The following is a 25,255-nucleotide window of genomic DNA, read 5'->3' as shown; positions in this document are numbered from 1 at the left end:
GCGAGTCTCTAACATATTGCCGGCCCGCCGCCCAACCTCGAAACCCGGAAAAGCGAACCAAACCATCTTGCGCTTGCACGGCGCGCACAAGTGCCGCATCAATTTCGCTTTGACTTGGCTGGCATGCCGTGGCAAGTCGCACGCGGATTTTCTGCTCACGACATCGGAGGGGCAAGTGGTCAAACCCGAATGGGGCGTTAAGCGTACCTGTCATAGCTGCGGCGCGAAATTCTACGACCTGAAGCGCGATCCGATCGTGTGCCCGAAATGTGGCACCACCTTCGATTTCGAGACCGCGCTGAAGAGCCGCAAGGTACGCACGGTTGCCGAAGCCAAGCCGGTTCCGGCGAAGGCGAAGGCACGCCCCGTCAAGGACGAGGATACCGATGCGCTGGAAGACATCGAGGACGTCGAGGACGTCGAGGATGTCGGCGACGACGATGTCCTGGCCGAGGATGACGATACCGACGACACGCTTGAGGATGTCGTGGTGACGGGCACCAAGCGGGTGGCCCCCGATGACGAGGATGAGGACGAGGACATCGATCTCGACCTCGACGACGATGAAGAAGAAGCCCTGCTCATCGACGATGAGGAGGAGGACAGCCTCGACGAAGTGGAAGAAGAGATCGACGAGGACGAGGACGGGGACGAGAAGCCGCGCGGGCGCTGAGCCGCCCGCCCGCCGGAACCGCGTTCACGGGCAGGGCTCAGGTGCCAAAAAAACGCAAACTCAGGCTTGCGTTGTCGCCACGAAGGGCTTAAACACTTCCGCCTGCGCCGGACGGCCCCAGCCGCCGGCGCACCTTGAGGGGCCATAGCTCAGCTGGGAGAGCGCTACAATGGCATTGTAGAGGTCAGCGGTTCGATCCCGCTTGGCTCCACCAATTCGAAAAGGGCCGGAGAACATCTCTCCGGCCCTTTTTCATTCAGGTCTTTTCGGTGCCGTCAGCGCGGCTCCGTCCAGCTTTCGGAGAAGGCCAGCGCGCAGGTGCTGAACGGCCGCCCGTCACGCTCGCGCGGCCAGGGTTTGCCCGAGGCTTCGATGCCGTTCAGCGTCAGCCTGGCGCCCAGCGCCGGCATCAGGATGGTGGACAGGCCGTATTGCCGGCCCGGCACCTCGTTCGGCTGGGTGTGGATCAGCAGCGGATCGCCGGTCTGGTACCAGGTGAGTGCGATCTCGCCATCGGCGCTCATCACCCGCTCGGTCCAGAAATAATGCGGGTTGCCTTCCGGCTGGGCGAACTCCGCCTCCTGCACCGGGATGCCGGTATCCTTCAGCTCCGTGTTCTGCAGCCAGCGCGCCAGCGCGATGTTGTCGGAATAGATCTCCCAGCGATCCTCGGTCAGCTCGCTCTTCAGATAGAGCACATGGCCGGGGCCGGCCGGGCTGAAATAGAGACGCCAGAAACTGGCATCAGTGCTGTTCGCGTCGCCATCCTTGTGACTGAGGCGGATAAACGGGTTCTCTCCGGTCAGGATGACGCGATTCGGGTCAGTGGCGGCCATGCTTTCCTCCCTGGCGCTGCGCATTGGAAACCGACTTTAGCGGTTGGCGATGCACCACGATAGGCGTCCGCGCCACCTTTTGCGTGAAGTTTCCGGGAACCGCCACCGCCGCCACCGCGTTCTCTCCTTGACGCCCCCGCATCCCATGGCGCATCGCGCGGGCCCCAGATCATCCAGAGGAGGGTGACATGAACATGACCCCCATTCGTATTGAGCAGGCTAAGCCCGCGCGCAGCACCGCGCAGCGGGCCATCACCGGAACCATGGCTGCGCTGGCGCTTGTGGCCCTGTCCGCCTGTTCCAGTATGAACAATCAGGAACAGCGCGCGCTGTCCGGCGGCGCGCTGGGTGCCGCGGGCGGTGCCGCCATCGGCCTGATGACCGGCAGCTGGGTGACCGGCGCGGTGATCGGCGGTGCCGGCGGTGCCGCTGCCGGCGCGCTGACCAGCGACGACGACGTGAAGGTAGATTAGCCCGCCAACTGGATTAAACTGGTCGAAGCGGCCGCCATGCCCCCTACCCCCCCTACCATGGCGGAGAAGACTTCGACGCGAAGGGTCGGCCCTGCGCCGGCCCTTCTTGCGTATCACCAGGAAACGTGCCCCAGGAATCGTGCCGATGGAGTGCCCCGTGGAGCGACCCGATAGCAAGTATTTCCGCCCCCTGATCCTCTCCAGCCTGCTCTGCGCGGCGGCGGTCCTTGGACCGTCCCTGCCGGCGGCGGCACAGAACGACCTGCCGGGCCGCCAGGATGTCTTCCTGGCCGGCTATGTCTCGGCGGTGCTGGAGCGCGATTTCGCCGTCTCCGGCGATGCAGCCAGCGTGCGGGACGGCGTGGTCACGCTGCGCCTTGAGGCCATCGCCGGCAAGTCGAGCACGGAGATCGCGCGGGCGCTGGAAAAGCTGAAAGGTGTGCGCGCGGTACGCATCACGGAAGCCGGCGCGGCCGCGCCGGCCGTTACGCCAGGCACACTCGCCGGCGTTACGGCGCAGGCGCGCCCTGCGGCGGAAGGCCTTCCGGTCTCGCCCCAGGCGACCCCGACCGAACAGACGGTGGCCCTGCCGCCCGGCAAGCCGCTGTTCGATGCCCTGCTGGCGGACCCGCGCTGGGCGCATTTCTCCGCCTCCTATCAGTATTACGACAATGACGATGATGTACGGCACGCCGGCTCGACCAGCTTTGGCGAGACATTCAGCCTGCTGCGCGGCCCCGCCCCCTATGACGGCAATTGGGAGCTGGGCTTCCAGGCCGGCGTGTTCGCGCTGTTCGACCTCGATTCCGAATCGAAGGATCTGATCAACGCCGATTACTGGGTCGGCATCCCGGTGACCTACCGCCGCGATAATTTCTCCGCCATGGCGCGGCTCTATCACCAGAGCTCGCACCTCGGCGACGAATATCTGCTGCGCGGGGATGTGGACCAGGACAACCGGGTCAATCTCAGCTACGAGGCGGTGGACCTGCTGCTGTCCTACGAGTTCGACGACACCTACCGGGTCTATGGCGGCGGCGGATTCCTGTTCCACAAGGAGCCGTCGGACCTGAAGCCCTGGTCGGCGCAGTACGGCATCGAGATCACGCCGGACGTCACCTTCTTCGACGGGGTGGCCCGCCCGGTCTTCGCCGCCGACCTGCACAATCGCGAGGAAAGTGACTGGTCAACCGACATGTCGCTGCGCGGCGGTATCGAGTTCACCAATCCGGTGGTCGGCGGGCGGCGCGTGATGCTGCTGCTGGAATATTACAGCGGCCGCAACCCGAACGGACAGTTCTACGACCGCCGGCTCGACTATGCCGGCATCGGGCTGCACATCTTCTATTAGGCCTCAGGTTCTATTAGTCCTCAGGCGGTTGCCGCGCGCAGCCGCCGGTCGGCCCGCAGGTTCCAGGCGAAGAAGGCGAGGAACAGGCCGGTGCCGATGAAGTTCACCGTCCAGTCGTTCGGCCACAGGATGGTGATGCCGATGGCGAACAGCACGATGCGCATCGGCCAGGCGACAGGCGCTTCCAGATAGCCTTCCATGGCGCCGATCAGGGCGTAGATGCCGACCAGCGCGAAGGCGAAGATCTCCAGCGCCAGGATCGGGTCGCCGTTCAGGAACGGCGTATAGGCGAACAGCACCGGCACGATATACAGCGTCTTGGCGATCTTCCAGGCGGTAAAGCCGGTGGCCATCGGCGGGCTCTTGGCGATGGCGGCGGCGGCAAACGCGGTCAGGCAGACCGGCGGCGTCACGTTCGAATCGAGGCTCAGCCAGTAGATGATCATGTGCGCCGACAGCAGCGCCGTGGTCAGGACGGCCGGCGTCAGCGTCGATTCCTTCACCGTGCCCATCATCTCCGGCGGGATGGCGGCGACCAGCGCCTCGGCCGCATCCTTGCTCATCGGGCCATTCAGCAGGTCGAGCTTGTCCGGCGCCACCAGCATGAAGATCGCCTTGGCCGCGTCCGGCACATTGCCGGCGACGAAGGCGTTCACCAGCTCGCTCTGCACGATCATGTCGGACAGCGCCGGCGCGGACAGCGTCGCCAGCACGATGTAGGAGGCGGTCACCGGCAGCCCCATGCCCAGCACCAGGCTGGCCAGCGCGATCAGCACCAGGGCGATCAGAATGTTGCCGCCAGCCCAGTTGCTGATCATCAGCGAGAAGGTGTTGCCGATGCCGGTCAGCGTCACCGCATTCACCACGATGCCGATGGAGACCAGCAGCACGGCGGTCATGATCATGTTGCGCGAACCGGTCGCCAGCGCCTCCAGGATCTCCTTCGGCCCCATGCGATGGGTCTTGGTGAACCAGGAGGCGACGATGGTCGCGAGGATGGCATAGCCGGCGGCATAGGTCGGGGTGAAGCCGTCGATCAGCATGTAGATCAGCAGACTGATCGGGATGAAGAAGGTGATGCCGCGCTTCATCACCGCGAGCAGGCGCGGCGCATCGGCGTCCGTCGTCGCCATATTCTGCTTCTTCGCCTCGACACGCACGAAACAGGCGACGCCGAAGAAATACAGCAGCGCCGGCAGCAGCGAGACGGCGGCAATGGTCAGGTAGGAAATCTGCGTGTAGCTGGCCATCACGAAGGCGCCCGCCCCCATGATCGGCGGCATCAGCATGCCGCCCGTCGATGCCGTCGCCTCAACCCCGGCGGCGAACTTCGCGGGAAAGCCGGCGCGCTTCATCAGCGGAATGGTGATGACGCCGGTGGAGACGGTGTTGGCAACGGCCGAGCCGGAAATCGTCCCCATCAGCGCCGAGCCGATGACGGCGACGAAGCCCGGCCCGCCGATCAGCTTGCCGGCGACTGCGCGCGCGAAATCGATGATGAAATCGCCCGCACCGGAGCGCACCAGGAAGGCGCCGAACAGGATGAACATGAAGACGAAGCTGTAGGAGATGGTGGCGATGACGCCGAACATCCCGTCATCGGAGTAGAAGCTGCGGAACAGCATCGTCTCGTAGCCAAGGCCGCTGAAGGACAGCACGCCGGTGAACCAGTTGCCCCACAGGGTCACATAGGTAAAGGCCAGCACGATCAGGATCGGAATGATCATGCCAGTGGTACGCCGGGTGAATTCGATCGCCAGCAGCACGGCCATGGCCGTGAATATCCAGTCGTACCAGAAGAAGGCGCCATTGCGGGCATAGAAGGTCGGCTCGCCCAGCACCAGATAGGCGAACAGCGAGACAGCGGCCAGACCGAGCAGGATATCGAGCGCCAGGACCATGGCGCGGCCAGAGGCGGACTTCGCCTGCCAGGCCGGATAGAGCAGCGCACAGAGCAGGCCGAAGCCGCCGAAATGCAGCACCGACGCCCATAGTTCGGAAATCGTCCCCAGCGTATTGATCCAGATATGCAGCACCGCCAGCGCGATGCCGACCCAGAAGGCCGCACGGCCGGGCAGGGAATCGGCGGGCCGCAGATTGGCCGCACTGTTCACCTCGCCGGCATTTTCATCGGTGGACGGCGCTTGGCTGGTTTGGGGACGGGCATCGCTCAAGGCAGTGGTCCGTTACTGGAGGACAAGAACGGGGAATGGTCTGGGACATAGAATAGCCCGGACGGAAATGGTCCGGCGCGGGACGATCACTCGCCCCGCGCCGATATCCATTAGAGACTGGAACCGGATCAGTTCGCCATCAGCGACGCCGGAACGGTCAGCCCCTTTTCCTTGTAGAAGCGCGCGGCACCCGGATGCAGCGGCATCGGCAGGCCCGACATGGCCTGTTCCAGCGACATCGCCTTGGTCGCGGCATGGATGTTGTTCAGGAAGGGCAGGTTCTCATAGATCGTCTTGGTGATCTGATAGACATCCTCTTCCGGAACGCTGTCATTCACACTCAGGAAGTTCGGCTGGGCGATGGTCTTCCATTCCTTGTCCTGGTCCGGATAGGTGCCGGCCGGAATGGTGTACTGGTAATAAAGCCCGCGGCCGGCATCGGCCTTCTTGGCTTCCTCGTCGGTGAACTGCAGCACCTTCACCTTGTCGCCCATCTGGGCGGCAATGCGGGTGATGACGGAAACCGGCGGGCCACCCGGAATGCCGGCGCCGACGATGGCGCCGTTCTGAAGCGAATCGGCGGTCGGACCATAGCCCTGGAACACCAGATCCAGGCTTTCGGGATCGATGCCGAGATTCGTCAGGATGAAGCGGTTGGAATGTTCGGTGCCGCTGTTGCGCGCGCCGATCGAGAATTTCTTGCCCTTCAGCCCCATCAGATCGGCAGCGGTGCCGGTCTTCACCTCGGAGGCCGCCATGACATAATGCTCGACATTCGGCCACAGCATGGTGATTGAGCGGATGTTCTTTTGCGGACCATCCTGCGCGATGGAGCCGCTGCCTTCCTTGGCATAGAGGCCGAACAGCCCCTGCAGGATGGCGAAGTCCGCCTGCTTCTCACGCAGCATCTTCACATTCTCGCCGGAGCCGGCGGAGCTGATCGCCGACACGCCGATCTTCATCTTCGGCTCCAGCTTCACCTTCACCAGCGTCGCCAGCGCCACGCCGACCGGATAATAGGTGCCGCCGGTGGTCGCCGTGGCGAGCACGTAGGAGCGGGCATCCTGCGCCTTGGCAGGCAATGCCGCCGTCACGCTCGCAATCGCCGCAACCGCGGCCAGAGTCTTGAAACCGATTTTCATCATCAAACGTTGCCTCCTGTTGTTTGTGCCATTCCGGATGGGAAAGGCCCCTTCAACCTGACCGCGGCCAACGATGCGGCACGGAAAAGTTGCGGGTGGGTTTGAATCCCCTTATCTAAATCCCTTCGCCATCCTGTCAAATAGGCCCTGTTGGTATCAGGTAGGACCAGTATATATCGGATGGCTCAATATGCGAGCGCTCTAATGGCCAAGCCCAGCCCTGAACAGCAGATGACGGTCGAATTGCTGCAGTCCTTCGAACGCGAGGCGAAGGCCATGCTGCGCCGTTGCGCCGTCACGCGGCGGCAGGTCTCGCACTTTTCCTTCACGCGCTATCGCGGCTTCTTCGAGGAAGTGAAATCCTTTCTCGTGCTGGCGGCCTTCGCCCGCGGCAAATTGCTGAACCTGCAGATGGGCGCCGTCGAGCGCGACCAGCTTCTGGAACATATTGACGGGCTGGAACGCCGTGTCAGCCGGGCCGCGATGGAAGTCGCCCGCACCTTCTACGGCCTGATGCTGCGCCGCGACCTGATCTATCTGGGCGGCCATGAGCGCTGCGACGAGGACCGCCAGCTGCTTGGCGAGCTGCTGGAACGCGATGCCGAGAAGTCCCCCGACAAGAAACCCGACGCCCGACTGGAGCGCGATGTGAAGGCGCTGGAGGCTGTTCTGGAGGAAATCGTGCGCCGCACGCCGCCGATGCGGAACTTCGAGCCGTTAGAAATCCCCAAGCATTAGCGCCCGGGTTCAGAATCCTCCCCTGCACCTCCCCGCCCAGCCCCTGCCCCGGCCTGAATGGCGGCAAATGAATACCGGCCTTGCGCGCGACATCCATTATCCGGACTTGCGGAACCTCTTATCTGTCTATTACGATTTAATGAAGGGATGAGCCAGAAGCAGACGTGAGGATCACGAACGATGCTGGCAAACAAACTCTTTGAAAGACTTATCAAGGTCGGTGACCTGACGATCATCGACGCCAAGGGGCGCCGCCGCCACTACAAGGCCTCGGACAGTCCGAAGGTGACGATCCGGATCACCGATCCCCACATGCACTGGAAGGTCATGCTGGCCCCGCAGCTTGCTGTGGGCGAGGCCTATATGGACGGCAAGCTGGTGATCGAGGAGGGCACCCTCTTCGACTTCATCGATATCGGCGTGCAGAATCTGCGGCTCGCCTATGATGACGGGGTGCTGCGCTGGCTGTCGCGCATCCGCAACGTCGTGGCGCGCTTCGCCGACTATAATCCGATACCGCGGGCAAAACAGCGCGTGGCGCATCATTACGATCTCGACGGGCGGCTGTTCAGCCTGTTCCTCGACAGTGACCAGCAATATTCCTGCGCCTATTTTGCCGACCCGTCAGACGATCTGGAAACCGCACAGCGCCGCAAGAAACTGCATCTGGCGGCGAAACTGTCGCTGCAACCCGGCCAGAAGGTGCTGGATATCGGTTCCGGCTGGGGCGGACTGGGCCTAACGCTGGCGGAGGCGGCAAACGTGTCGGTGACCGGCATCACCCTGTCGGAAGAGCAGCACAAGGTTTCCAACGAACGGGCGCAGAACCAGGATGTGGCCGACCGCGTCGGCTTTCACTTGCGCGATTATCGCAACGAAACCGGCTGTTACGACCGTATCGTCTCGGTCGGGATGCTGGAGCATGTCGGCAGGCATCACTACCGCGCCTTCTTCTCCAAGGTGAAGGAGCTGCTCGCCGAGGATGGGGTGGCGGTCATCCATTCCATCGGCCGCTTCGACCAGCCGGGGCCGGTGAATGCCTGGATGCGCAAATATATCTTCCCCGGCTCCTACATTCCGACGCTCTCGGAAATCACCGGGCCGATCGAAGAGTGCAACCTGCTGATCACCGATATCGAGATCCTGCGGCTGCACTATGCCGAGACGCTGCTGGCCTGGCGCCGGAATTTCCACCGCAATCTCGACAAGGTGCGGGAGATCTATGACGAACGTTTCTGCCGCATGTGGGACTTTTATCTCACCGCCTGCGAACTCGGCTTCCGCCGCAAGGAGCTGATGGTCTTCCAGATACAGCTCGCGAAATCGATGGAAGCGCTGCCGATAACGCGCGACTATATTCACGAGTTCGAGGCGGCTCACGATGCCGGGTGGCAGACCAGGCAAAGGATGCGTGTGTCCTGATACGGCCGCCCCGTTCATAGAAGAAGGGGCATCCGTGCGGGATAAGATCGACCATGGCAAGCTACGCCAGCTCTACGATTATTGGGATGGCAGGCGCGGCGACCGCCTCATGCCGGCACGCGCGGATCTCGACCCGGTTGATATTCCCGCCCTCCTGCCGAATCTGATTCTGGTCGATGTGGAGCGCGGCGCGCAGGTCCGCTTCCGCTTCCGGCTCTATGGCACCAATGTCTGCACCATTCGCGGCGCGGACCTGACCGGTCGCTATATTGACGAGGACAACATCACCGCGCTGCGCAACCCCGCCATTGCGAGCTACAACCGCATCCTCGCCGACCGGCAGCCGGTTTATGAAAGCCACCGCTTCCATCCGAACGATCGCAATGTCGGCTATTATCATCGCCTCGTCCTGCCCCTGGGCGAGGAAAACGAGGTGCGGATGCTGCTGATCGGCTTCTACCGTGAAATGGCGGCGCCGGAATATCACAGCACGAGTCTGGATTAACAGACGCTTAACCCTTCCTGTTTTAAACTGCGTCATGGCCTTGCATTCCTACAAATCGCGCGAACACATCTTCGCTGAGCTGGAAGCGCACCGGCGCTGGCTTGCTGGCGCGGATGATGCCGTGCCGGCTAATTTTTCCAATGTCAGCCTGTTCGGCCTCGACCTGTCCGGCCAGGACCTGCGGAAATGCCAGCTGTGCGGCGCGGGCCTGCAGGGCATCCGCCTGACCGGCGCCAATCTTGAAGGCGCCGACCTGACCGGGGCGGACCTCACCGCGGCGACGCTGGACAAGGCGTCCTTGCGCAAGGCCAGTCTGGTGGATGCGAACCTGTCCGGCGCCAGCTTCCGGGACAGTGATCTGAATGGTGCCGATCTGCGCGGCGCGCACGGCACGGCCTCCATGTCCTCGCCCGGTTTCGAAGGGGCAATGCTGCGCCTCACCAACCTGTCCGGCGCCGACCTGTCCGGCGCCAATCTGGACCAGGCCGACCTGACCGGCGCGATGCTGGTCGGAACCGTGCTGCGCAATGCCAGCCTGGCCGGTGCCAATATGCGCAACACCGACCTGACCGAGGCCGATTTCGGCGCCGCCAACCTCAGCGAGGCCCTGCTGAACGGCGCCAATCTCAGCAATGCCCATTTCAACGGCGCCAATCTGAAGCGCGCCCGGATGGTCGGCGTGACACTCACCGACGGCGTGCTGGACGGGGCCGATACCGAAGGCGCCAATTTCGCGCCGCCGCTGGACGGTTTCGACATCGAGCTGCACCGCCAGCTCTTCGATCATGACCGCTGGGTCAGCAGCCAGGGCCAGCGCGGCGAACGCGCGGAACTGGATGGCGCCGATCTCGCTGATGCCGATCTGCGCGGCTTCAACCTGTCGGGCGCCAGCCTGCGCGCGGCGAATCTGCAAAGCGCCCTGCTTAACGGCGCACTGCTGGTACTGACGGATCTGTCCGGCGCCAATCTGGCGCAGGCCAGCCTGGTGCGCGCCAATCTGTCCGGTGCCAATCTGTCCGGCGCCAAACTGAACAATGCCGACCTGTCCGGCGCCAAGCTGGGCCCCGCGCCGATCATGGGCGCTGACGGACGGCCGACGGGGCGCAGCCGCGCCACTGTTCTGGAAGGTGCTGACCTGACCCAGGCCGTGCTCGACGACGAGCAGAAGACCGCGCTGGCCGATTTCGGCATCAAGCTCGCCACCAAATCTTGACGTCAATATCTTGACGGGGAAGCCTTGACGCGGACCGCCTGCCGGTGTGGAGTGCGGGCATGGCCCAGCATTCCAGAATTGCCCGCATCGCCACCGCGCTGATCACGCTGCCCTTCCTGCTGTTGGCGATCCTGTTCGCCATCTCCAACCGGGCAACTGTCGAGATCACACTCTGGCCGCTGCCCTACGCGGTGACATTGCCGCTGTTCGTCACCATCCTCGCCATGCTGTTCATCGGCTTCCTGATCGGTGCCGGTTTCATGTGGGTCGAGGTGCTGCGCGCCCGCCGGCAGATCCGCATCCTGCGCCGCGTCGCCGACCAGCAGGAGCAGGAGCTGAACCGCCTGCGCCGCGACAAGCGCCTCGCCGTCGATCCGGACGGTGTTCCCAACCTGCCCGCCTCCGGAAAGCCGGCGCAAACCGCCTTCACCACGCCAACCACGCATTGAAGCGACTCTGACCATGCGGATTATCGACGCCGACAGCGCCGTCAGGGCGCTTCCCTTCGACGCCCTGATCGAGGCGTTGCGCACCATGTTCCGCGAGGGCTGCACGGTGCCGCTGCGCCATCATCACGGCGTCGAGGTGCCCGGCAAGGCCGAGGCGACGCTGCTGCTGATGCCGGCCTGGACGCCCGGCGGCTATATCGGCATCAAGATGGTTACCGTCTTTCCGTCGAATGGCGAGAAGGGCCTGCCCGCCATCATGGGCCAGTATCTGCTGCTGTCCGGCGACACCGGCGAGGTGCTGGCGATGATCGACGGACAGACCCTGACCGCGCGGCGCACCGCCGCCGCCTCGGCGCTGGCCGCCTCCTACCTCGCCCGCGAGGATGCAGCGACGATGCTGATGGTCGGCGCCGGCGCGCTGGCGCCGCAGCTGATCCGCGCGCATCTGGCCGTGCGCCCGTCCTTGCGTGAGATCGCGATCTGGGCACGCGACAAGACGAAATCCCAGGCGCTGGCGGACAAGATGGCCGCCGAGACCGGGCGCAACGTGACCGCCGCCAGCGATCTGGAAGCGGTGGCGCGCACCGCCGACCTGATTTCCTGCGCGACCCTGTCGAAGCAGCCGCTGGTCAAGGGCGCTTGGCTGAAGCCCGGTGCGCATCTGGACCTCGTCGGTGCCTTTACGCCGGAAATGCGCGAGAGCGACGACGAGGCGGTCCGCCGCGCCCGCGTGTTCGTCGATACCCGTGAGGGCGCCTTGAAGGAGGCCGGCGACATCGTGCTGGCGGTAAAGGCCGGCGCGCTGACGCCGGAAGCCATCCAGGGCGATCTCTACGATCTGACGCGCGGCACCGCGACAGGCCGCGAGACCGCGGAGGAGATCACCTTCTTCAAGTCGGTTGGTACCGCGCTGGAAGACCTTGCTGCGGCGCAATTGGCCTACAGCCGCGCATAGGTTATAAGCCCGTCATGACCGACACGAACGCCGCCCTCTCCCCCGTCTTCTGCGCGATCGACACCACTGACCTCGACCATGCCGCGGGACTTGCCAGGCGGCTGGGGCCGGGGCTTGGCGGCGTGAAGCTCGGCCTTGAGTTCGTGAACGCCCACGGCCCGGCCGGGGTGCGCAAGGTGGCCGAGGCCGGCCACCCGATCTTCCTCGATCTGAAATATCACGACATTCCGAACACGGTCGCCGGCGCGGTGCGCGCCGCCACCGGTACCTGCCAGCCCTTCATGCTGAACGTCCATGCCAGCGGCGGGCGGGCGATGATGGAGGCCGCGCGCGACGCCGCCGAATCGGCCGCGCATGCCGCCGGCATCAAGAAGCCGCTGGTGATCGCCGTCACCGTGCTGACCAGCCTGGACGATGGCGACCTCGCCGCCGTCGGCCAGCAGGGGCCGGCGGTGGAGCAAGTGGTCAGGCTCGCCCGGCTGACAAAGGATTGCGGCCTCGACGGCATCGTCTGCTCGGCCCGAGAGATCGCCGCCGTGCGCGCCGCCTGCGGCCGCGACTTCAAGCTGATCGTGCCCGGCATCCGCCCGGCCTGGAGCGAGACCGGTGACCAGAAGCGTATCATGACCCCGGCTGACGCGATCCGCGCCGGTGCCGATTACCTCGTCATCGGCCGGCCGATCACCGGCGCTGCCGATCCCGCCGGGGCCGTCGCCCGCATCGCCGCCGAGATCGCGGACCTCTGACATGGCGCTGGTCAAGATCTGCGGCCTCTCGACACCGGAGAGCGTTGCCGCCGCCATCGCGGGCGGGGCGGATTTCCTGGGTTTCGTCTTCTACCCGCGCTCGCCGCGCAACGTGACCCCCGAACAGGCCGCCGAGCTGACGAAGCCGGTGCCCGCCAGTGTCCGCACCGTGGCGCTGACCGTCGATGCCGATGACGCGTTGCTGGAGATCATCCTTTCAACCATGCGGCCTGGCCTGCTGCAGCTGCACGGGCACGAAACGCCGGCGCGCGTGGCCGATGTCCGCAGCCGCTTCGGCGTGCCGGTGATGAAGGTGCTGTCCGTGGCCGGCGCGGAAGATGTGGCCAAGGCCAGCGATTATGAGCCGGTCGTCGACATGCTGATGTTCGACGCGAAACCGCCGAAGGAGATGACGGGCGCACTGCCCGGCGGCAATGCGCTGCGCTTCGACTGGCAGCTGCTCGCAGGCGCGCATTTCGGCAAGCCCTGGCTGCTGGCCGGCGGGCTGACGCCGGATAATGTCGCCGAGGCGATCCGCACCAGCGGTGCGCCGGGCGTGGACGTCTCCTCCGGCGTGGAGGATGCGCCGGGCCGCAAGTCGATCCCGCTGATCCAGGCCTTCCTGAAAGCGGCGAAGGCGGCCTAGCCGGCCTTCCGCAGCGCCTGCTTCGCCGCCGAGGCCAGAAAGCCGGAGCGGCTGAGGCCTGAATTCGCCGCATGGCGGTCGATGGCGGACAGCAAATCTTCCGGCAAGGTGATGTTTACCCGCACCGCCCGCGCGCTGCCTGGCGGTGCCGGCACCAGGATTGCCACCCCGTCACGGTTTTCCGGATCGGCCATAATGGCATCCAGGCTGGATGGGGCGGGCAGTTCCTGCATATCCTCCAGCATGCCTTCTATGTGCAGGGCCAGCGCCTCATCCGCCATGGCGCGCGCTTCTTCCAATGTTGCACCGGCGCTGATGCAACCGGGGAAATCGGGAAAGGAGACGCCGAAATCGCTGCCGGCCTCCTTATGGATCAAGGCGATATAAGACAGGGTCATGTCAGTTTCAGTCCCGATTGCCGCTCGATGCTGCGCAAGGTGCCGGCCGGTATATCCTTCTTCGGATGCGGCACCGTCACCCGACCCGGCCTGACGGGATGCTTGAACTGGACGTGGCTTCCCTTGCGTGCCACTTCCCTCCAGCCTTCCCGCTCCAGCCGGTGTATGATCTCGCGGCTATTCATACACACTTATACTTACTGAATGTGTCCATACAATCAAGCCCCGCCGCCCGCCTTGCACAGAAGCGGCAAGGTCTGCATTATGCGGCGTCTCATGAACCCCTGACGAATGGCGTAGTGACGATGGCCAGTTCCATCCCCAATACCTATCGTGCCGGACCGGACGAATCCGGGCATTTCGGCATCTTCGGCGGACGCTTCGTCGCCGAGACGCTGATGCCGTTGGTCCTGGAGGTCGAGGCGGCCTACAAGGCGGCGAAGGCGGACCCGGACTTCAAGGCGGAGTTCGATTATTACCTGAAACATTATGTCGGCCGGCCCTCGCCGCTCTATTTCGCGGAGCGGCTGACGGCGCATTTCGGTGGGGCCAAGCTGTACTTCAAGCGCGACGAGTTGAATCACACCGGCGCGCACAAGATCAACAATTGCCTGGGCCAGGCGCTGGTCGCCAAGCGCATGGGCAAGACAGAGATCATCGCCGAGACCGGCGCCGGCCAGCATGGCGTGGCCACCGCCACGGTCTGCGCGCTGTTCGGCATGAACTGCAAGGTCTTCATGGGCGCCGAGGATATCGAGCGCCAGCAGCCCAATGTCGAGCGCATGCGCCTGCTGGGCGCCGAGGTGGTGCCCGTCACCTCCGGCACATCGACGCTGAAGGATGCGATGAACGAGGCGCTGCGCTACTGGGTGGCCAAGGCGGAGACGCATTTCTACATCATCGGCACGGTTGCCGGCCCGCACCCCTACCCCGCCATGGTGCGCGACTTCCAGTCGGTGATCGGCACCGAAACGCGCGAGCAGATGATGGAGGCCGAGGGCCGCCTGCCCGACAGCCTGGTTGCCTGCATCGGCGGCGGCTCCAACGCCATCGGCCTGTTCCATCCCTTCCTAGACGATCCGTCGGTGAAGATGTACGGGGTGGAGGCCGCCGGTCTCGGCCTCGATACCGGCAAGCATGCCGCCTCGCTGACCGGCGGACGGCCGGGCGTGCTGCATGGCAACCGCACCTACCTGCTGCAGAACGAGGACGGGCAGATCACCGACGCCCACTCGATCAGCGCCGGCCTCGACTATCCCGGCATCGGGCCGGAACATTCCTGGCTGCACGAAACCGGCCGCGTGAGCTATGTCAGCGCCACCGACGAGGAGGCGCTGGATTCCTTCAAGCTGTGCGCACAGATGGAAGGCATCATCCCGGCGCTGGAGCCGAGCCACGCGCTGGCCTATGTCGGCAAGCTGGCGCCGACCCTGCCGAAGGACCATCTGATGGTGATGAATCTCTGCGGCCGCGGCGACAAGGATCTGGCCGCCGTGCTGAAGCACCTCAAAGCCCGTGGCAAGCTGTAAAGGGCAAGCTGTGATGAGCGAATCCGATTCCCGCATTGCCCGTCGCTTCGCCGCCCTGAAGGCCGAAGGCCGCGGCGGCCTGGTCACCTTCGTCACCGGCGGCGATCCCGACCCGGTGACCGCGCAGGCTATCCTCAAAGGGTTGCCTGGCGCCGGCGCCGATCTGATCGAGATCGGCATGCCGTTCTCCGACCCGATGGCCGATGGTCCGTCGATCCAGGCCGCTTCGCTGAGGGCGCTGAAGGCCGGCATGACGCTGACCAAGACCATCGACGCGGTGCGCGCCTTCCGGTCCGGCGACAGCGATACGCCGATCATCCTGATGGGCTATTATAACCCGATTTATATCTACGGCGTGGAGCGCTTCCTGAAGGATGCGAAGAGCGCCGGGGTGGACGGGCTGATCATCGTCGATCTGCCGCCCGAGGAAGATGCCGAGCTGTGCCTGCCGGCGCTGGAAGCCGACATCGCCTTCATCCGGCTGGCGACGCCGACCACCAATGACAGGCGCCTGCCCAAGGTGCTGTCCAACACGTCGGGCTTCGTCTATTACGTCTCCTTCACCGGCGTCACCGGCACCCAGGCCGTGGACAGCCAGCATGTCGCCCAGGCAGTCGCCCGGCTGAAAAGCCACACCGACCTGCCGGTCGCGGTCGGCTTCGGCATCAAGACACCGGAGCAGGCCGGCGCGGTTGCCGCCGTTGCCGACGCCGCCGTGGTCGGTACCGCGCTGGTCGATATCATCGCCGGCAATCTGGACGAGGCCGGCAAGGCGAAGCCGGGACTGGTCGAGGCGGCGCTGGGCTTCGTCGCGAAACTGGCGGGTGGCGTGCGCGCGGCCCGCACCGCTGCATAAGGCAGGAACGACCGATGGATTGGCTGAATAATTTCGTTCGCCCGAAGATTCGTGCCCTGGTGCAGAAGACCGAGGTACCGGACAATCTGTGGGAGAAATGCCCCAGCTGCGGGCAGATGATCTTCCAGCGCGAACTCGACGAGAATTCCCGCGTCTGCCCGCATTGCGGTCATCACATGCGTCTGGAGGTTGTGGCGCGGCTGAAGATGCTGTTCGACGAGGGCGCCTATAAGACCATCGATCTGCCGAAACCGCCGCTCGATCCGCTGAAGTTCCGCGACCGCAAGCGCTATTCCGACCGCATGAAGGAAGCCCAGGCCAAGACCGGCCGGCAGGACGCCATCATCGTCGCGCATGGCACCATCGGCGGGCACAAGACCGTCATCGCCGCGTTCGATTTCAGCTTCATGGGCGGCTCCATGGGCATCGCCGTGGGCGAGGCGCTGGTCGCCGCCGGTCGGCTGGCCGTGGCCGAGGAAGCGACGCTGCTGGCGATCCCGGCCTCCGGCGGGGCGCGCATGCAGGAAGGCATCCTGTCGCTGATGCAGATGCCGCGCTCGATCATCGCGGTCGAGATGGTGAAGGAAAAGGGCCTGCCCTACATCGTGCTGCTGACCGACCCGACGACCGGCGGCGTCACCGCCTCCTTCGCCATGCTGGGCGATATCCACATCGCCGAGCCGGGTGCCGTCATCGGCTTCGCCGGTGCCCGCGTCATCGCCGAGACCATCCGCGAGCAGCTGCCCGACGGCTTCCAGCGCGCCGAATATCTGCAGGAACATGGCATGGTCGATATGGTGGTGCCGCGCAAGGAGATGCGCGACACGCTGGTCCGCGTGCTCGGCCTGCTGCGCAACAAGCGGCCGACGCCGCGCATCGCTCCGCCCACTCAAAACGCCAGCCGGTAAGTTCCGAAATCAGGAAAGGGCGACCCAAGGTGGCAACAGGTTTGGCGCCGGCGGCCCCCGAGACGATCCTGGAGCGGCTGCAGAAGCTGCATCCGAAGCTGATCGACCTGTCGCTGGACCGGATGCACCGGCTGCTGGAAGCGCTCGGCCATCCCGAACGCACGCTGCCGCCGGTCATCCATATCGCCGGCACCAATGGCAAGGGCTCCACGCTGGCCTATCTGCGCGCGATCTACGAGGCGGCGGGCTACAAGGTCCACGCCTACACCTCCCCGCATCTGGTGCGCTTCAACGAGCGCTTCCATGTCGCCGGGGCGGAGATCGCCGATGCGACGCTCGCCGCCATTCTGGAAGAATGCGAGCGCGCCAATGGCGATTCGCCCATCACCCTGTTCGAGATCACCACGGCGGCGGCCTTCCTCGCCTTCTCCCGCACCCCTGCCGATGTGCTGATCCTGGAGACCGGCCTGGGCGGAAGGCTGGACGCCACCAATGTGGTGGAGCGCCCGCTGGCCACTGTCATCACCTCGATCTCGATGGATCACATGCAGTATCTGGGCGACACGATCCAGGCCATCGCGGGCGAGAAGGCGGCGATCATGAAGCCGGGCGTGCCGGCGATCCACGCGCCGCAGCGCTTCGCGGAAGTGCCCGGCGTGCTGGATGCCTATGCCGCGACGGTCGGCGCGCCGGTGAGCCGGGGCGGCGCCGAATGGCGCGCAAAGGCCGAAAACGGCGCCCTCCTTTACGAGAGCGCTCTGGGCACCCGCCGCCTGCCGCTGCCGGTGCTGCCGGGCCTGCACCAGATCGACAATGCCGGCGCCGCCATCGCCACGGTCGAGGCCGCGACGGACCGGCTGCCGGTAACCGAGGCGGATATCGCCAGGGGGTTGCAGACCGCGCGCTGGCCGGCGCGGATGCAGCGCCTGACGCGCGGCCCGCTGGTGGAGGCGCTGCCGCCGGGCTGGGAGCTGTGGCTGGATGGCGGCCACAATGCGGATGCCGGCACGGTGCTGGCCGCGACCGCCCGCACGCTGTGGGCGGACAAGCCGCTGCATCTCGTCTTCGGCATGCTGGACACCAAGGCGCCGCAGGATTATCTGGCGGCCTTCGCCGGTGTCGCCGGCAGGGTGCGGACGGTGGCGATCCCGGGCGAGGCGCATTCGCTGACCGCCGAACAGACCGCGACGATGGCGCGCGAAGCCGGTCTGGCGGCAGAACCGGCAGATAGCGTCGCCGGGGCCGTCGCCGATATCCTGCGCGCGGACGGACAGCCGGCGCGGCTGCTGATCTGCGGCTCGCTCTACCTCGCCGGCCATGTGCTGGCGGAGAATGGCTGAGGCTTCATCCGAGGATAGCGATTAAAAAAAGGGCGCCCCCTCGGAGCGCCCTTTTCCCTGTCTTTCGAAACCGCGAAGCTCAGTCCGCCGCGTCCTTCGACTGTTCTTCTGGCTTCCAGCGCAGCATCGGCTTGCGGGCGGCGGCCGTCTCGTCCAGCCGGCGGCGCGGGGTGAAGCGCGGTGCGGCCTTGAACCAGTCAGCCTGATCGCCCTGCTTCGCCTTCTTCGCGAGGCCGGCGAGCACGGCGATGAACTGATCGATCGCCTCCTTGCTCTCGGTCTCGGTCGGCTCGATCAGCAGAGCACCATGGACGACCAGCGGGAAATACATGGTCATCGGATGGTAGCCCTCGTCGATCATCGCCTTGGCGAAATCGAGCGTGGTAACGCCGGTACCCTTCAGGAAATCATCGTCGAACAGCGCCTCATGCATGCACGGACCATCGAAGGCCGGGCTCATCTCGTCCTTCAGGCAGGCGAGGATGTAGTTGGCATTCAGCACCGCGTCGCTGGCGACCTGGCGCAGCCCGTCCGCCCCGTGGCTCATCATGTAGGTGAGCGCGCGCACGAACATGCCCATCTGGCCGTGGAAGGCCTTCAGCCGGCCAAAGCCGTCCTCCGCCGCCCCCTCGCTCTCGACAACGCTGTAGCCGTCCTTGCCGTGCACGACATAGGGCACCGGCACGAACTTCGCCAGAGCCTCCGACAGCACGACCGGGCCGGCGCCCGGGCCGCCGCCGCCATGCGGGGTGGAGAAGGTCTTGTGCAGGTTGATGTGCATGGCATCGACGCCGAGATCGCCCGGACGCACCCGACCGACGATGGCGTTGAAATTGGCGCCGTCACAGTAGAAATAGCCGCCGACCGAATGGATCAGCTCGGCGATCTCGATGATCTCGCTCTCGAACAGCCCGCAGGTGTTCGGGTTGGTGATCATCACCGCCGCGACATCCGGCCCCAGCTTCGCCCGGAAGGCCTCGATATCGACACGGCCGCGCTCGTTGGCCGGGATCGGATCGACGGTGTAGCCGCAGGCCGCCGCCGTGGCGGGGTTGGTGCCATGCGCCGATTCCGGCACCAGCACGCGGGTGCGGCGTTCGCCCTTCGCCTCGATGGCGGCGCGGATCGCCATCATGCCGCACAGCTCGCCATGCGCGCCGGCAGCCGGCGACATGGCGACGGCCGGCATGCCGGTCAGCGTCTTCAGCCAGTGTGCCAGCGTGTCGATCAGCTCCAGGGCGCCCTGCACGGTGGAGACCGGCTGCAGCGGATGCACGTCGGAGAAGCCGGCCAGCCGGGCCATCTTCTCGTTCAGCCGCGGATTATGCTTCATCGTGCAGGAACCCAGCGGGTACAGCCCGGCATCGATGGCGTAGTTCTTCTGGCTGAGGCGGGTATAGTGCCGCACCACCTGCGGCTCCGACAGGCCGGGCAGGCCGATCTTGCCCTTGCGCGCCAGGCCGCCCAGCTTGCTCCCGACCTTCGGTACCGGCGGCAGATCGACGCCGGTGCGGCCGTCCTCGCCCTGCTCGAAGATCAGCGGCTCTTCCAGCTGCAGGCCCAGATTGCCGGTCATGGTCGGCATGTTCTCCGCCGCCCCCTCGAAGGAGGACAAAGCCTTGCTCCAGTCGCTCATGACAGCACCTCGCTGAGGCCCTTTGCCAGGGCGTCCATATCGGCTTGCGTGTTCACTTCGGTGACGGCGATGACCAGCAGATCGTCATGGCCGGGAATCAGGCGGGAGACCGGGATGCCAGCCAGGATATTCTTCGCCGCCAGCGCCTCGACAACCTCCGCCGCCGGCTTCGACAGGCGCACAGTGAATTCGTTGAAGAAGCTGTCCGTCAGCACCTCCACACCCTTCACGCCCGCCAGCTTGCCGGCCAGCGTCACCGCCGCCGCATGGTTCAGCTCGGCAAGGCGCGTGAACCCATCCTCGCCCAGCAGCGACATGTGGATGGTGAAGGCCAGCGCGCACAGGCCGGAATTCGTGCAGATGTTGCTGGTCGCCTTCTCGCGGCGGATATGCTGCTCGCGGGTGGACAGCGTCAGCACCCAGCCGCGCCTTCCGGCGGCATCCACGGTCTGCCCGGCAAGGCGGCCCGGCATCTGCCGTACATATTTCTCCTTGGTGGCGAACAGGCCGACATAGGGGCCGCCGAAATTCAGCGCGTTGCCGATCGACTGGCCCTCGGCCACCACGATGTCCGCGCCCATCTCGCCCGGCGATTTCACCGCCCCAAGCGAGACGATCTCCGTCACCGCGACGATTAGTAGAGCGCCCTTGGCCTGGCAGGCCTCGGCCAGCTTGGTGAAGTCGGTGAGGTTGCCGAAGAAATCCGGATTCTGCACGACGACGCAGGAGGTGGTCTCGTCGATCTTGCCGATCAGATCGTCAGCCCCGCCCGACGCGCCCTTGGGCTCGATGCGGCCGGTCACCGCCTCGAAATCCAGCAGCTTGGCATGGGTCTCGATGACCGCGCGGTACATCGGATGCAGATTGCCCGACAGCACCGCCTTGTTGCGCCGGGTCACGCGGTTCGCCATCACCACCGCCTCGGCGGCGGCGGTCGAGCCGTCATACATCGAGGCGTTGGCCACATCCATGCCGGTGATCAGCGCCACCTGGGTCTGGAATTCGAACAGGTACTGCAGCGTGCCCTGGGTGATTTCCGGCTGGTAGGGCGTGTAGGAGGTCATGAACTCGCCGCGCTGGATCAGATGATCCACCGAGGAGGGAACATGATGCTTGTAGGCCCCGCCGCCGACGAAGAAGGGGACGCTGCCGGCGGTCATGCTCTTGGCCGCCATGGCGGAGAGCGCGCGGTCCACCTCCAGCTCGCCCATATGGTCGGGCAGGCCGTCGATGGGCTTCTTCAGCCAGGCGGATTCCGGCACATCGCGGAACAGGCTATCGACCGAGGGAACGCCGATGGCGGCCAGCATGGCCCGCCGGTCGGCCTCGGTCAGCGGTAGGTAGCGCATGATGCTTAGAGCCCCTCCACATAGGACTTGTAGCCGGCCTCATCCATCAGGCCGTCGAGCTCGCCCTTGTCGCTGAGCTTCATCTTGAAGAACCAGCCCTTGCCGTGCGGGTCCTCATTCACCGTGCCGGGGGCGGCTTCCAGATCGGCATTGGTCTCGGTGACCTCGCCGGTCAGCGGGGCATAGACCTCGCTGGCCGCCTTCACCGATTCGACCACGGCCGCCTCGCCGCCCTTGGTCACCTTCTTGCCGGCGGCCGGCAGCTCGACGAACACGACGTCGCCCAGCTGCTGCTGCGCATAGTCGGTGATGCCGACAGTGGCGATGTCGCCGGCGATTTCGACCCACTCGTGATCTTCGGTGTATTTCCTGGTCATGCTGCGCAACTCCTAGCCGCGATGGTAACGATGGGGGGTGAAAGGCATGGATGCCACTTTGGCCGGCAGCGCCTTGCCGCGGACCTTGGCGTTGATTTCCGTGCCCTCGGAAGCGGAAGCGGTCTCGACATAGCCCATGGCGACCGGCGCACCGACGCTGGGACCGAAGCCGCCGCTGGTGATCTCGCCGATCCTGCGGCCATCGGCGTCCGTCAGCTCGGTATGCTCGCGCGCCGGGGCGCGGCCTTCCGGGCGGATGCCGACGCGCTTGCGCGCCGTGCCGTTCTTCAGCTGGTCGAGGATGATATCGGCGCCGGGGAAGCCGCCTTCCTCGCGCCGGCGCTTGCCGATGGCCCAGGCAAGATCGGCCTCGATCGGCGTGGTTGTGGTGTCGATGTCATGGCCATAGAGGCACAGGCCAGCTTCCAGCCGCAGCGAATCGCGGGCACCCAGGCCAATCGGCATGACCTCCGGCTGGTCCAGCAGCAGCCGGGCGAGTTTTTCGGCCTTGTCCTCATCGACGGAAATCTCGAACCCGTCCTCGCCGGTATAGCCGCTGCGGGTGACGGTGCACCAGATGCCGCCGATCTCGACCCGTGCAGCGCCCATGAAGGTCAGCTCGGTGCCGGCCGGCCCGAGACGGCCCATCACAATCTTGGCGGCCGGCCCCTGCAGCGCCAGCAGCGCGCGCTCGAACATCACCTCCAGCTTCACGCCGGCCGGCAAATGCGCGCGCATATGCTCGATGTCCTGGCCCTTGCAGCCGGCATTCACCACCAGGAACAGATGATCGTTGAAGCAGCTGACCATGAGGTCGTCCAGGATGCCGCCCTGTTCGTTGGTGAACAGGGTGTAGCGCTGGCGGCCCGGCTTCAGCGCCTGGATTTCGCCGGGCACCAGGGTTTCCAGCGCTTCGGCGACATTCTCGCCGGACAGCTTCACCTGGCCCATATGCGAGACGTCGAACAGGCCGGCCTTCTCACGGGTGTGGAGATGCTCGGCCATGATGCCGGCGGGATACTGCACCGGCATCTCGTAGCCGGCGAATTCCACCATCTTGCCGCCCAGCTCCCGGTGCAGGGCGTTCAGCGGCGTGGTGAACAGGGTTTCGGCGCTCATCGGCTCGGTCCTTCCCGACATTTCATGATGCCGGTCGGCGCGGTCGATTGCGCCTTCTACAGACCGGCACCCCCTCTGTCGTCGGACCTGAGAGATTGACCGAAAGGGCCGAAGCCCCCGCGGCTTTCACCTTGGGTGAGACAGGCCGACCATGGCCTGTCTGCTTTCCAGAGAGTCCTTCCCTTGCGGTCCTTTTGCCTGAGAGTTTCCGGGGTGGATTGCTCCTTCGGCGCCGGCCGCGAGACATGCGACCGATCTCTCCCGCAAGGTTCAGCGGACTGCGGGCAAGATGTGACGGGATGGGGCGAAAGTCAACGCGACTCTGGTGACGCGCCGTCTCCGCTCCATCCTGTCAAATCACCCTTAGAAAGTGTAGTCGGTGCCGATCCAGAACACGGTGCCGAGATTGCCGCCATCATTGGCCGTGGTGCCGGCAATGGTGGAGCCGAAGGAGCGCTCGTCGAACAGGTTTTCGACCCGCGCTCGCAGCGCCCAGTTCGGCTGCACCTTCCAGGAACCGCCGATGTCGAGCTTGGTGAAGCCATCGCGCTCGGTGATCGATCCGTCGAGATTTTCCGCCTCGTAGCCACCGGTGTGGTAGGCCAGCCCCCACAGGGTGACCGTATCGGTCATCGCGTAAGTCGCCTGGACACTCAGCTGATAATCCGGCAGCGACACGCCGTCTGTGCCGTAAAAGATATTGCCGTTGGCATTGCTGCCATCGGCGCGGGTCGCCTCAACATCGAGAAGCTGAAAATAATTGGCGGTGAAGGTCAGCTTCCGGCTGGCGCGCCACAGCCCCTCGACCTCCAGCCCCTGCTGATCGACGATCATGCTCTCGATGGCGCCGCCATTGCGCCGCGCCACACCGTCCTGTTCGGTGTCGAACAGCGCGACGTCGAAATAGCCGAAGCTGAAATCCTGCCGCACGCCGATTTCGTAGGTCAGCGATTCGACAATATTGTCACCTGCACCAGCGGGATTCAGCGCATCTGTCCCGTAGTTACCGTATTTTCCGATGTAGCGGTTATAGCCGGTGGAAACCGAGGCGCGCACCCGCGTATCCGGCAGCACGCTGTAGGAGGCCCCCAGCTCGTAGGACCAGATCTTGTCCTCGGCCAGGTTGTCCGGCTGCTCCACGCCATTCAGCTTCACGTCATTCTCGAACCAGGTGTGACGCGCGCCGGCGGTGATGGTGAGATTGTCGTCGAAGCGCAGCGTGTTGATCGACTTCAGCGCGACATCGGTGAAATTCGCGTCCCACTGGTTGTCGCGCAGATATTCGGTGCGCTTCACCTCGCCGCCGACCGTGCCCAGATAGCGCACGCTATCGCTGAGCGGCACATCCAGATAATGGTCGGCGAACAGGATGTCGTTGTTGACTTCACGGTCGCGGTTGCGGGCACCCCACAGGGCATGGCTGTCATTGTGGAACAGGCCGGCCCGCACGCTCTGGCTGTCCGACAGCCGGTGATCCAGGGTCAGCGCCAGCACATTGGCGGAGGTGCGGATCGGCTCCTCGTTGCCGTTACGGATGATGTCAGGCTCGGAGCGGCTCATGATGCCCAGCAGCTCGACCCGCGTATCCTCGCTGAAATTATAGCCGAACTTGCCGAGGCCACCGCGCACATGTTGCCCGTCCAGATTGTCGGGCTTGCCGTCAAAGTCGGCTTCCAGCCAGCTGCCGGCAACGTAGTAGTCCCACTTCTCCGTGCCGTGCGCGAACTCCGCCTGGGTGTTGGCTTCCATGGCGGAACTCAGATCCAGCGAAACCGCCGCATGATCCTTGTAACCGCGCCCGGACTTGATGCGGGTCTCGATCACGCCGCCATCCGTGCCATTTCCATAACCGACCGCACGGCCGCCACGCAGCACACCGATGCTGTCGATGGCGATCGAGGGGATGGTGGTGTTGGTGTAACCGCCGCCCTCCTGGCCGGCTGCCCTGAAGGCCGGCAGCCCATCGATGGAATTTGTGGCGCCAGTGTCGCCCGAGGTACGGATCTTGGTGCCGCCGCCGAAGCGATTACCGTTGCCCGGCGGGTTGATGATGCCGAGCGTCGAATAGCGCAGCGCGTCGCCGGTGTTCACCGGGTTCAGATTCTGGATGACCGAGCCATCGACATAGCTGCTGCTGCGGGTGACCTCGCCGGCGGCCTCCACATTTTCCCGGACCGACTGCGACGAATGCACGGTGCCGCTTTCCACCACCACCGGTTCCAGATTGTAGGTCTCCGCCGCCGCCGTACCGGCCAGACAGACAAGGAAGGCAGCCTTGCCAGCCACCGCAACTGTGCGCTTCATATCGTTAGCCCCTCCAGGTCAAGAATTGCGGCCCCCGCCGCCTATGCCGCGACCCTAGGGAGGGGAATATTTATTTGCAACTGATTCTTAGTCTAATTCGCACTTTATGAGAAAAC

25 protein-coding genes, 1 tRNA gene and 2 riboswitches are annotated in these 25,255 nt (G+C 65.0%); of the genes, 16 read left to right on the top strand and 10 right to left on the bottom strand.

The window, feature by feature from the left end:
* Positions 1 to 175: 175 nt before the first annotated feature.
* Together BKM74_RS02660 and BKM74_RS02655 are read left to right on the top strand one after the other, a co-directional pair.
* Positions 176 to 673, top strand: coding sequence for a TIGR02300 family protein (locus tag BKM74_RS02660; protein WP_086464257.1), 498 nt, complete (start codon positions 176 to 178; stop codon positions 671 to 673).
* Between the two features lie 138 nt (positions 674 to 811).
* A tRNA-Ala gene (locus BKM74_RS02655) sits at positions 812 to 887 on the top strand.
* A 61-nt stretch (positions 888 to 948) separates the two neighbouring features.
* Here BKM74_RS02655 and BKM74_RS02650 read toward each other — a convergent pair.
* On the bottom strand, positions 949 to 1,509 hold the full coding sequence (locus BKM74_RS02650; RefSeq protein WP_086464127.1) for a hypothetical protein: 561 nt from the start codon (positions 1,507 to 1,509) through the stop codon (positions 949 to 951).
* Positions 1,510 to 1,697: 188 nt separating this feature from the next.
* Between BKM74_RS02650 and BKM74_RS02645 the strand changes: the two genes are divergently transcribed.
* On the top strand, positions 1,698 to 1,982 hold the full coding sequence (locus tag BKM74_RS02645) for a glycine zipper domain-containing protein (RefSeq protein ID WP_176342350.1): 285 nt from the start codon (positions 1,698 to 1,700) through the stop codon (positions 1,980 to 1,982).
* A gap of 157 nt (positions 1,983 to 2,139) precedes the next feature.
* The gene (locus tag BKM74_RS02640) at positions 2,140 to 3,333 is read left to right on the top strand and encodes a DUF1207 domain-containing protein (RefSeq protein WP_176342349.1); all 1,194 of its coding nucleotides are present in this window, start codon (positions 2,140 to 2,142) and stop codon (positions 3,331 to 3,333) included.
* A 20-nt stretch (positions 3,334 to 3,353) separates the two neighbouring features.
* Here BKM74_RS02640 and BKM74_RS02635 read toward each other — a convergent pair whose 3' ends face one another.
* Both BKM74_RS02635 and BKM74_RS02630 read right to left on the bottom strand, forming a co-directional pair.
* Positions 3,354 to 5,507 (bottom strand): TRAP transporter permease, encoded by a 2,154-nt coding sequence (locus BKM74_RS02635; RefSeq protein ID WP_086464125.1) that lies wholly within the window; start codon positions 5,505 to 5,507, stop codon positions 3,354 to 3,356.
* A gap of 128 nt (positions 5,508 to 5,635) precedes the next feature.
* A complete protein-coding gene (locus BKM74_RS02630; protein ID WP_245825760.1) occupies positions 5,636 to 6,652 on the bottom strand; it encodes a TAXI family TRAP transporter solute-binding subunit in 1,017 nt (338 codons plus the stop codon).
* Positions 6,653 to 6,853: 201 nt separating this feature from the next.
* On the opposite strand from BKM74_RS02630, the gene BKM74_RS02625 reads away from it, so the two are divergent.
* The 8 genes from BKM74_RS02625 (at position 6,854) to BKM74_RS02590 (ending at position 13,323) form a co-directional block, all read left to right on the top strand.
* Positions 6,854 to 7,387: a hypothetical protein gene (locus BKM74_RS02625; RefSeq protein ID WP_086464124.1), complete on the top strand. Its 534-nt coding sequence runs from the start codon at positions 6,854 to 6,856 to the stop codon at positions 7,385 to 7,387.
* Positions 7,388 to 7,567: 180 nt separating this feature from the next.
* The gene (locus BKM74_RS02620) at positions 7,568 to 8,809 is read left to right on the top strand and encodes an SAM-dependent methyltransferase (RefSeq protein ID WP_086464123.1); all 1,242 of its coding nucleotides are present in this window, start codon (positions 7,568 to 7,570) and stop codon (positions 8,807 to 8,809) included.
* A 34-nt stretch (positions 8,810 to 8,843) separates the two neighbouring features.
* Positions 8,844 to 9,314, top strand: coding sequence for a PAS domain-containing protein (locus tag BKM74_RS02615; protein WP_176342348.1), 471 nt, complete (start codon positions 8,844 to 8,846; stop codon positions 9,312 to 9,314).
* 34 nt (positions 9,315 to 9,348) lie between these two features.
* A complete protein-coding gene (locus BKM74_RS02610; protein ID WP_086464121.1) occupies positions 9,349 to 10,527 on the top strand; it encodes a pentapeptide repeat-containing protein in 1,179 nt (392 codons plus the stop codon).
* A 59-nt stretch (positions 10,528 to 10,586) separates the two neighbouring features.
* Entirely contained in the window at positions 10,587 to 10,976 is a 390-nt protein-coding gene (locus BKM74_RS02605; RefSeq protein ID WP_086464120.1) for a LapA family protein, read from the top strand.
* Positions 10,977 to 10,989: 13 nt separating this feature from the next.
* On the top strand, positions 10,990 to 11,931 hold the full coding sequence (lhpI, locus tag BKM74_RS02600) for a bifunctional Delta(1)-pyrroline-2-carboxylate/Delta(1)-piperideine-2-carboxylate reductase (protein WP_086464119.1): 942 nt from the start codon (positions 10,990 to 10,992) through the stop codon (positions 11,929 to 11,931).
* A 14-nt stretch (positions 11,932 to 11,945) separates the two neighbouring features.
* Complete coding sequence (gene pyrF / locus BKM74_RS02595; protein ID WP_086464118.1) at positions 11,946 to 12,677, top strand: orotidine-5'-phosphate decarboxylase; 732 nt, start codon at positions 11,946 to 11,948, stop codon at positions 12,675 to 12,677.
* Position 12,678: 1 nt separating this feature from the next.
* The gene (locus tag BKM74_RS02590) at positions 12,679 to 13,323 is read left to right on the top strand and encodes a phosphoribosylanthranilate isomerase (protein WP_086464117.1); all 645 of its coding nucleotides are present in this window, start codon (positions 12,679 to 12,681) and stop codon (positions 13,321 to 13,323) included.
* Here the strand turns inward: BKM74_RS02590 and BKM74_RS02585 are convergent.
* Entirely contained in the window at positions 13,320 to 13,721 is a 402-nt protein-coding gene (locus BKM74_RS02585) for a type II toxin-antitoxin system HicB family antitoxin (RefSeq protein ID WP_086464116.1), read from the bottom strand. The two genes, BKM74_RS02590 and BKM74_RS02585, sit on opposite strands and share 4 nt — an antisense overlap.
* Positions 13,718 to 13,906: a type II toxin-antitoxin system HicA family toxin gene (locus BKM74_RS02580; protein ID WP_086464115.1), complete on the bottom strand. Its 189-nt coding sequence runs from the start codon at positions 13,904 to 13,906 to the stop codon at positions 13,718 to 13,720. Before BKM74_RS02580 ends, BKM74_RS02585 begins: the two co-directional genes overlap by 4 nt.
* A gap of 120 nt (positions 13,907 to 14,026) precedes the next feature.
* On the opposite strand from BKM74_RS02580, the gene trpB reads away from it, so the two are divergent.
* From trpB to BKM74_RS02560, 4 genes are read left to right on the top strand one after another with little or no spacing between them, the layout of a single operon-like run.
* Complete coding sequence (trpB, locus tag BKM74_RS02575) at positions 14,027 to 15,250, top strand: tryptophan synthase subunit beta (RefSeq protein WP_086464114.1); 1,224 nt, start codon at positions 14,027 to 14,029, stop codon at positions 15,248 to 15,250.
* 13 nt (positions 15,251 to 15,263) lie between these two features.
* Entirely contained in the window at positions 15,264 to 16,106 is an 843-nt protein-coding gene (trpA, locus tag BKM74_RS02570) for a tryptophan synthase subunit alpha (RefSeq protein WP_086464113.1), read from the top strand.
* Between the two features lie 14 nt (positions 16,107 to 16,120).
* Positions 16,121 to 17,014, top strand: coding sequence for an acetyl-CoA carboxylase, carboxyltransferase subunit beta (gene accD / locus BKM74_RS02565; protein ID WP_086464112.1), 894 nt, complete (start codon positions 16,121 to 16,123; stop codon positions 17,012 to 17,014).
* 41 nt (positions 17,015 to 17,055) lie between these two features.
* Positions 17,056 to 18,354, top strand: a complete 1,299-nt coding sequence (locus BKM74_RS02560; RefSeq protein WP_086464111.1) for a bifunctional folylpolyglutamate synthase/dihydrofolate synthase — start codon at positions 17,056 to 17,058, stop codon at positions 18,352 to 18,354.
* A gap of 79 nt (positions 18,355 to 18,433) precedes the next feature.
* Here the strand turns inward: BKM74_RS02560 and gcvPB are convergent, their stop codons facing one another.
* From gcvPB to BKM74_RS02535, 5 genes are all read right to left on the bottom strand, one after another.
* Positions 18,434 to 19,990, bottom strand: a complete 1,557-nt coding sequence (gene gcvPB, locus BKM74_RS02555; RefSeq protein ID WP_086464110.1) for an aminomethyl-transferring glycine dehydrogenase subunit GcvPB — start codon at positions 19,988 to 19,990, stop codon at positions 18,434 to 18,436.
* On the bottom strand, positions 19,987 to 21,339 hold the full coding sequence (gene gcvPA, locus BKM74_RS02550; protein ID WP_086464109.1) for an aminomethyl-transferring glycine dehydrogenase subunit GcvPA: 1,353 nt from the start codon (positions 21,337 to 21,339) through the stop codon (positions 19,987 to 19,989). Before gcvPA ends, gcvPB begins: the two co-directional genes overlap by 4 nt.
* A gap of 5 nt (positions 21,340 to 21,344) precedes the next feature.
* Positions 21,345 to 21,716: a glycine cleavage system protein GcvH gene (gcvH, locus tag BKM74_RS02545; RefSeq protein ID WP_086464108.1), complete on the bottom strand. Its 372-nt coding sequence runs from the start codon at positions 21,714 to 21,716 to the stop codon at positions 21,345 to 21,347.
* A 12-nt stretch (positions 21,717 to 21,728) separates the two neighbouring features.
* A complete protein-coding gene (gene gcvT, locus BKM74_RS02540) occupies positions 21,729 to 22,835 on the bottom strand; it encodes a glycine cleavage system aminomethyltransferase GcvT (protein ID WP_086464107.1) in 1,107 nt (368 codons plus the stop codon).
* Between the two features lie 71 nt (positions 22,836 to 22,906).
* A riboswitch (glycine riboswitch) is annotated at positions 22,907 to 23,010 on the bottom strand.
* A gap of 1 nt (position 23,011) precedes the next feature.
* Positions 23,012 to 23,109, bottom strand: a riboswitch (glycine riboswitch).
* Between the two features lie 89 nt (positions 23,110 to 23,198).
* Complete coding sequence (locus BKM74_RS02535) at positions 23,199 to 25,139, bottom strand: TonB-dependent receptor (RefSeq protein WP_086464106.1); 1,941 nt, start codon at positions 25,137 to 25,139, stop codon at positions 23,199 to 23,201.
* Positions 25,140 to 25,255: the final 116 nt, after the last annotated feature.

Origin of the sequence: Oceanibaculum nanhaiense (genome assembly GCF_002148795.1) — a bacterium.
Lineage (GTDB): Bacteria > Pseudomonadota > Alphaproteobacteria > Oceanibaculales > Oceanibaculaceae > Oceanibaculum > Oceanibaculum nanhaiense.
This window is presented reverse-complemented; position numbering and strand designations above follow the sequence as displayed.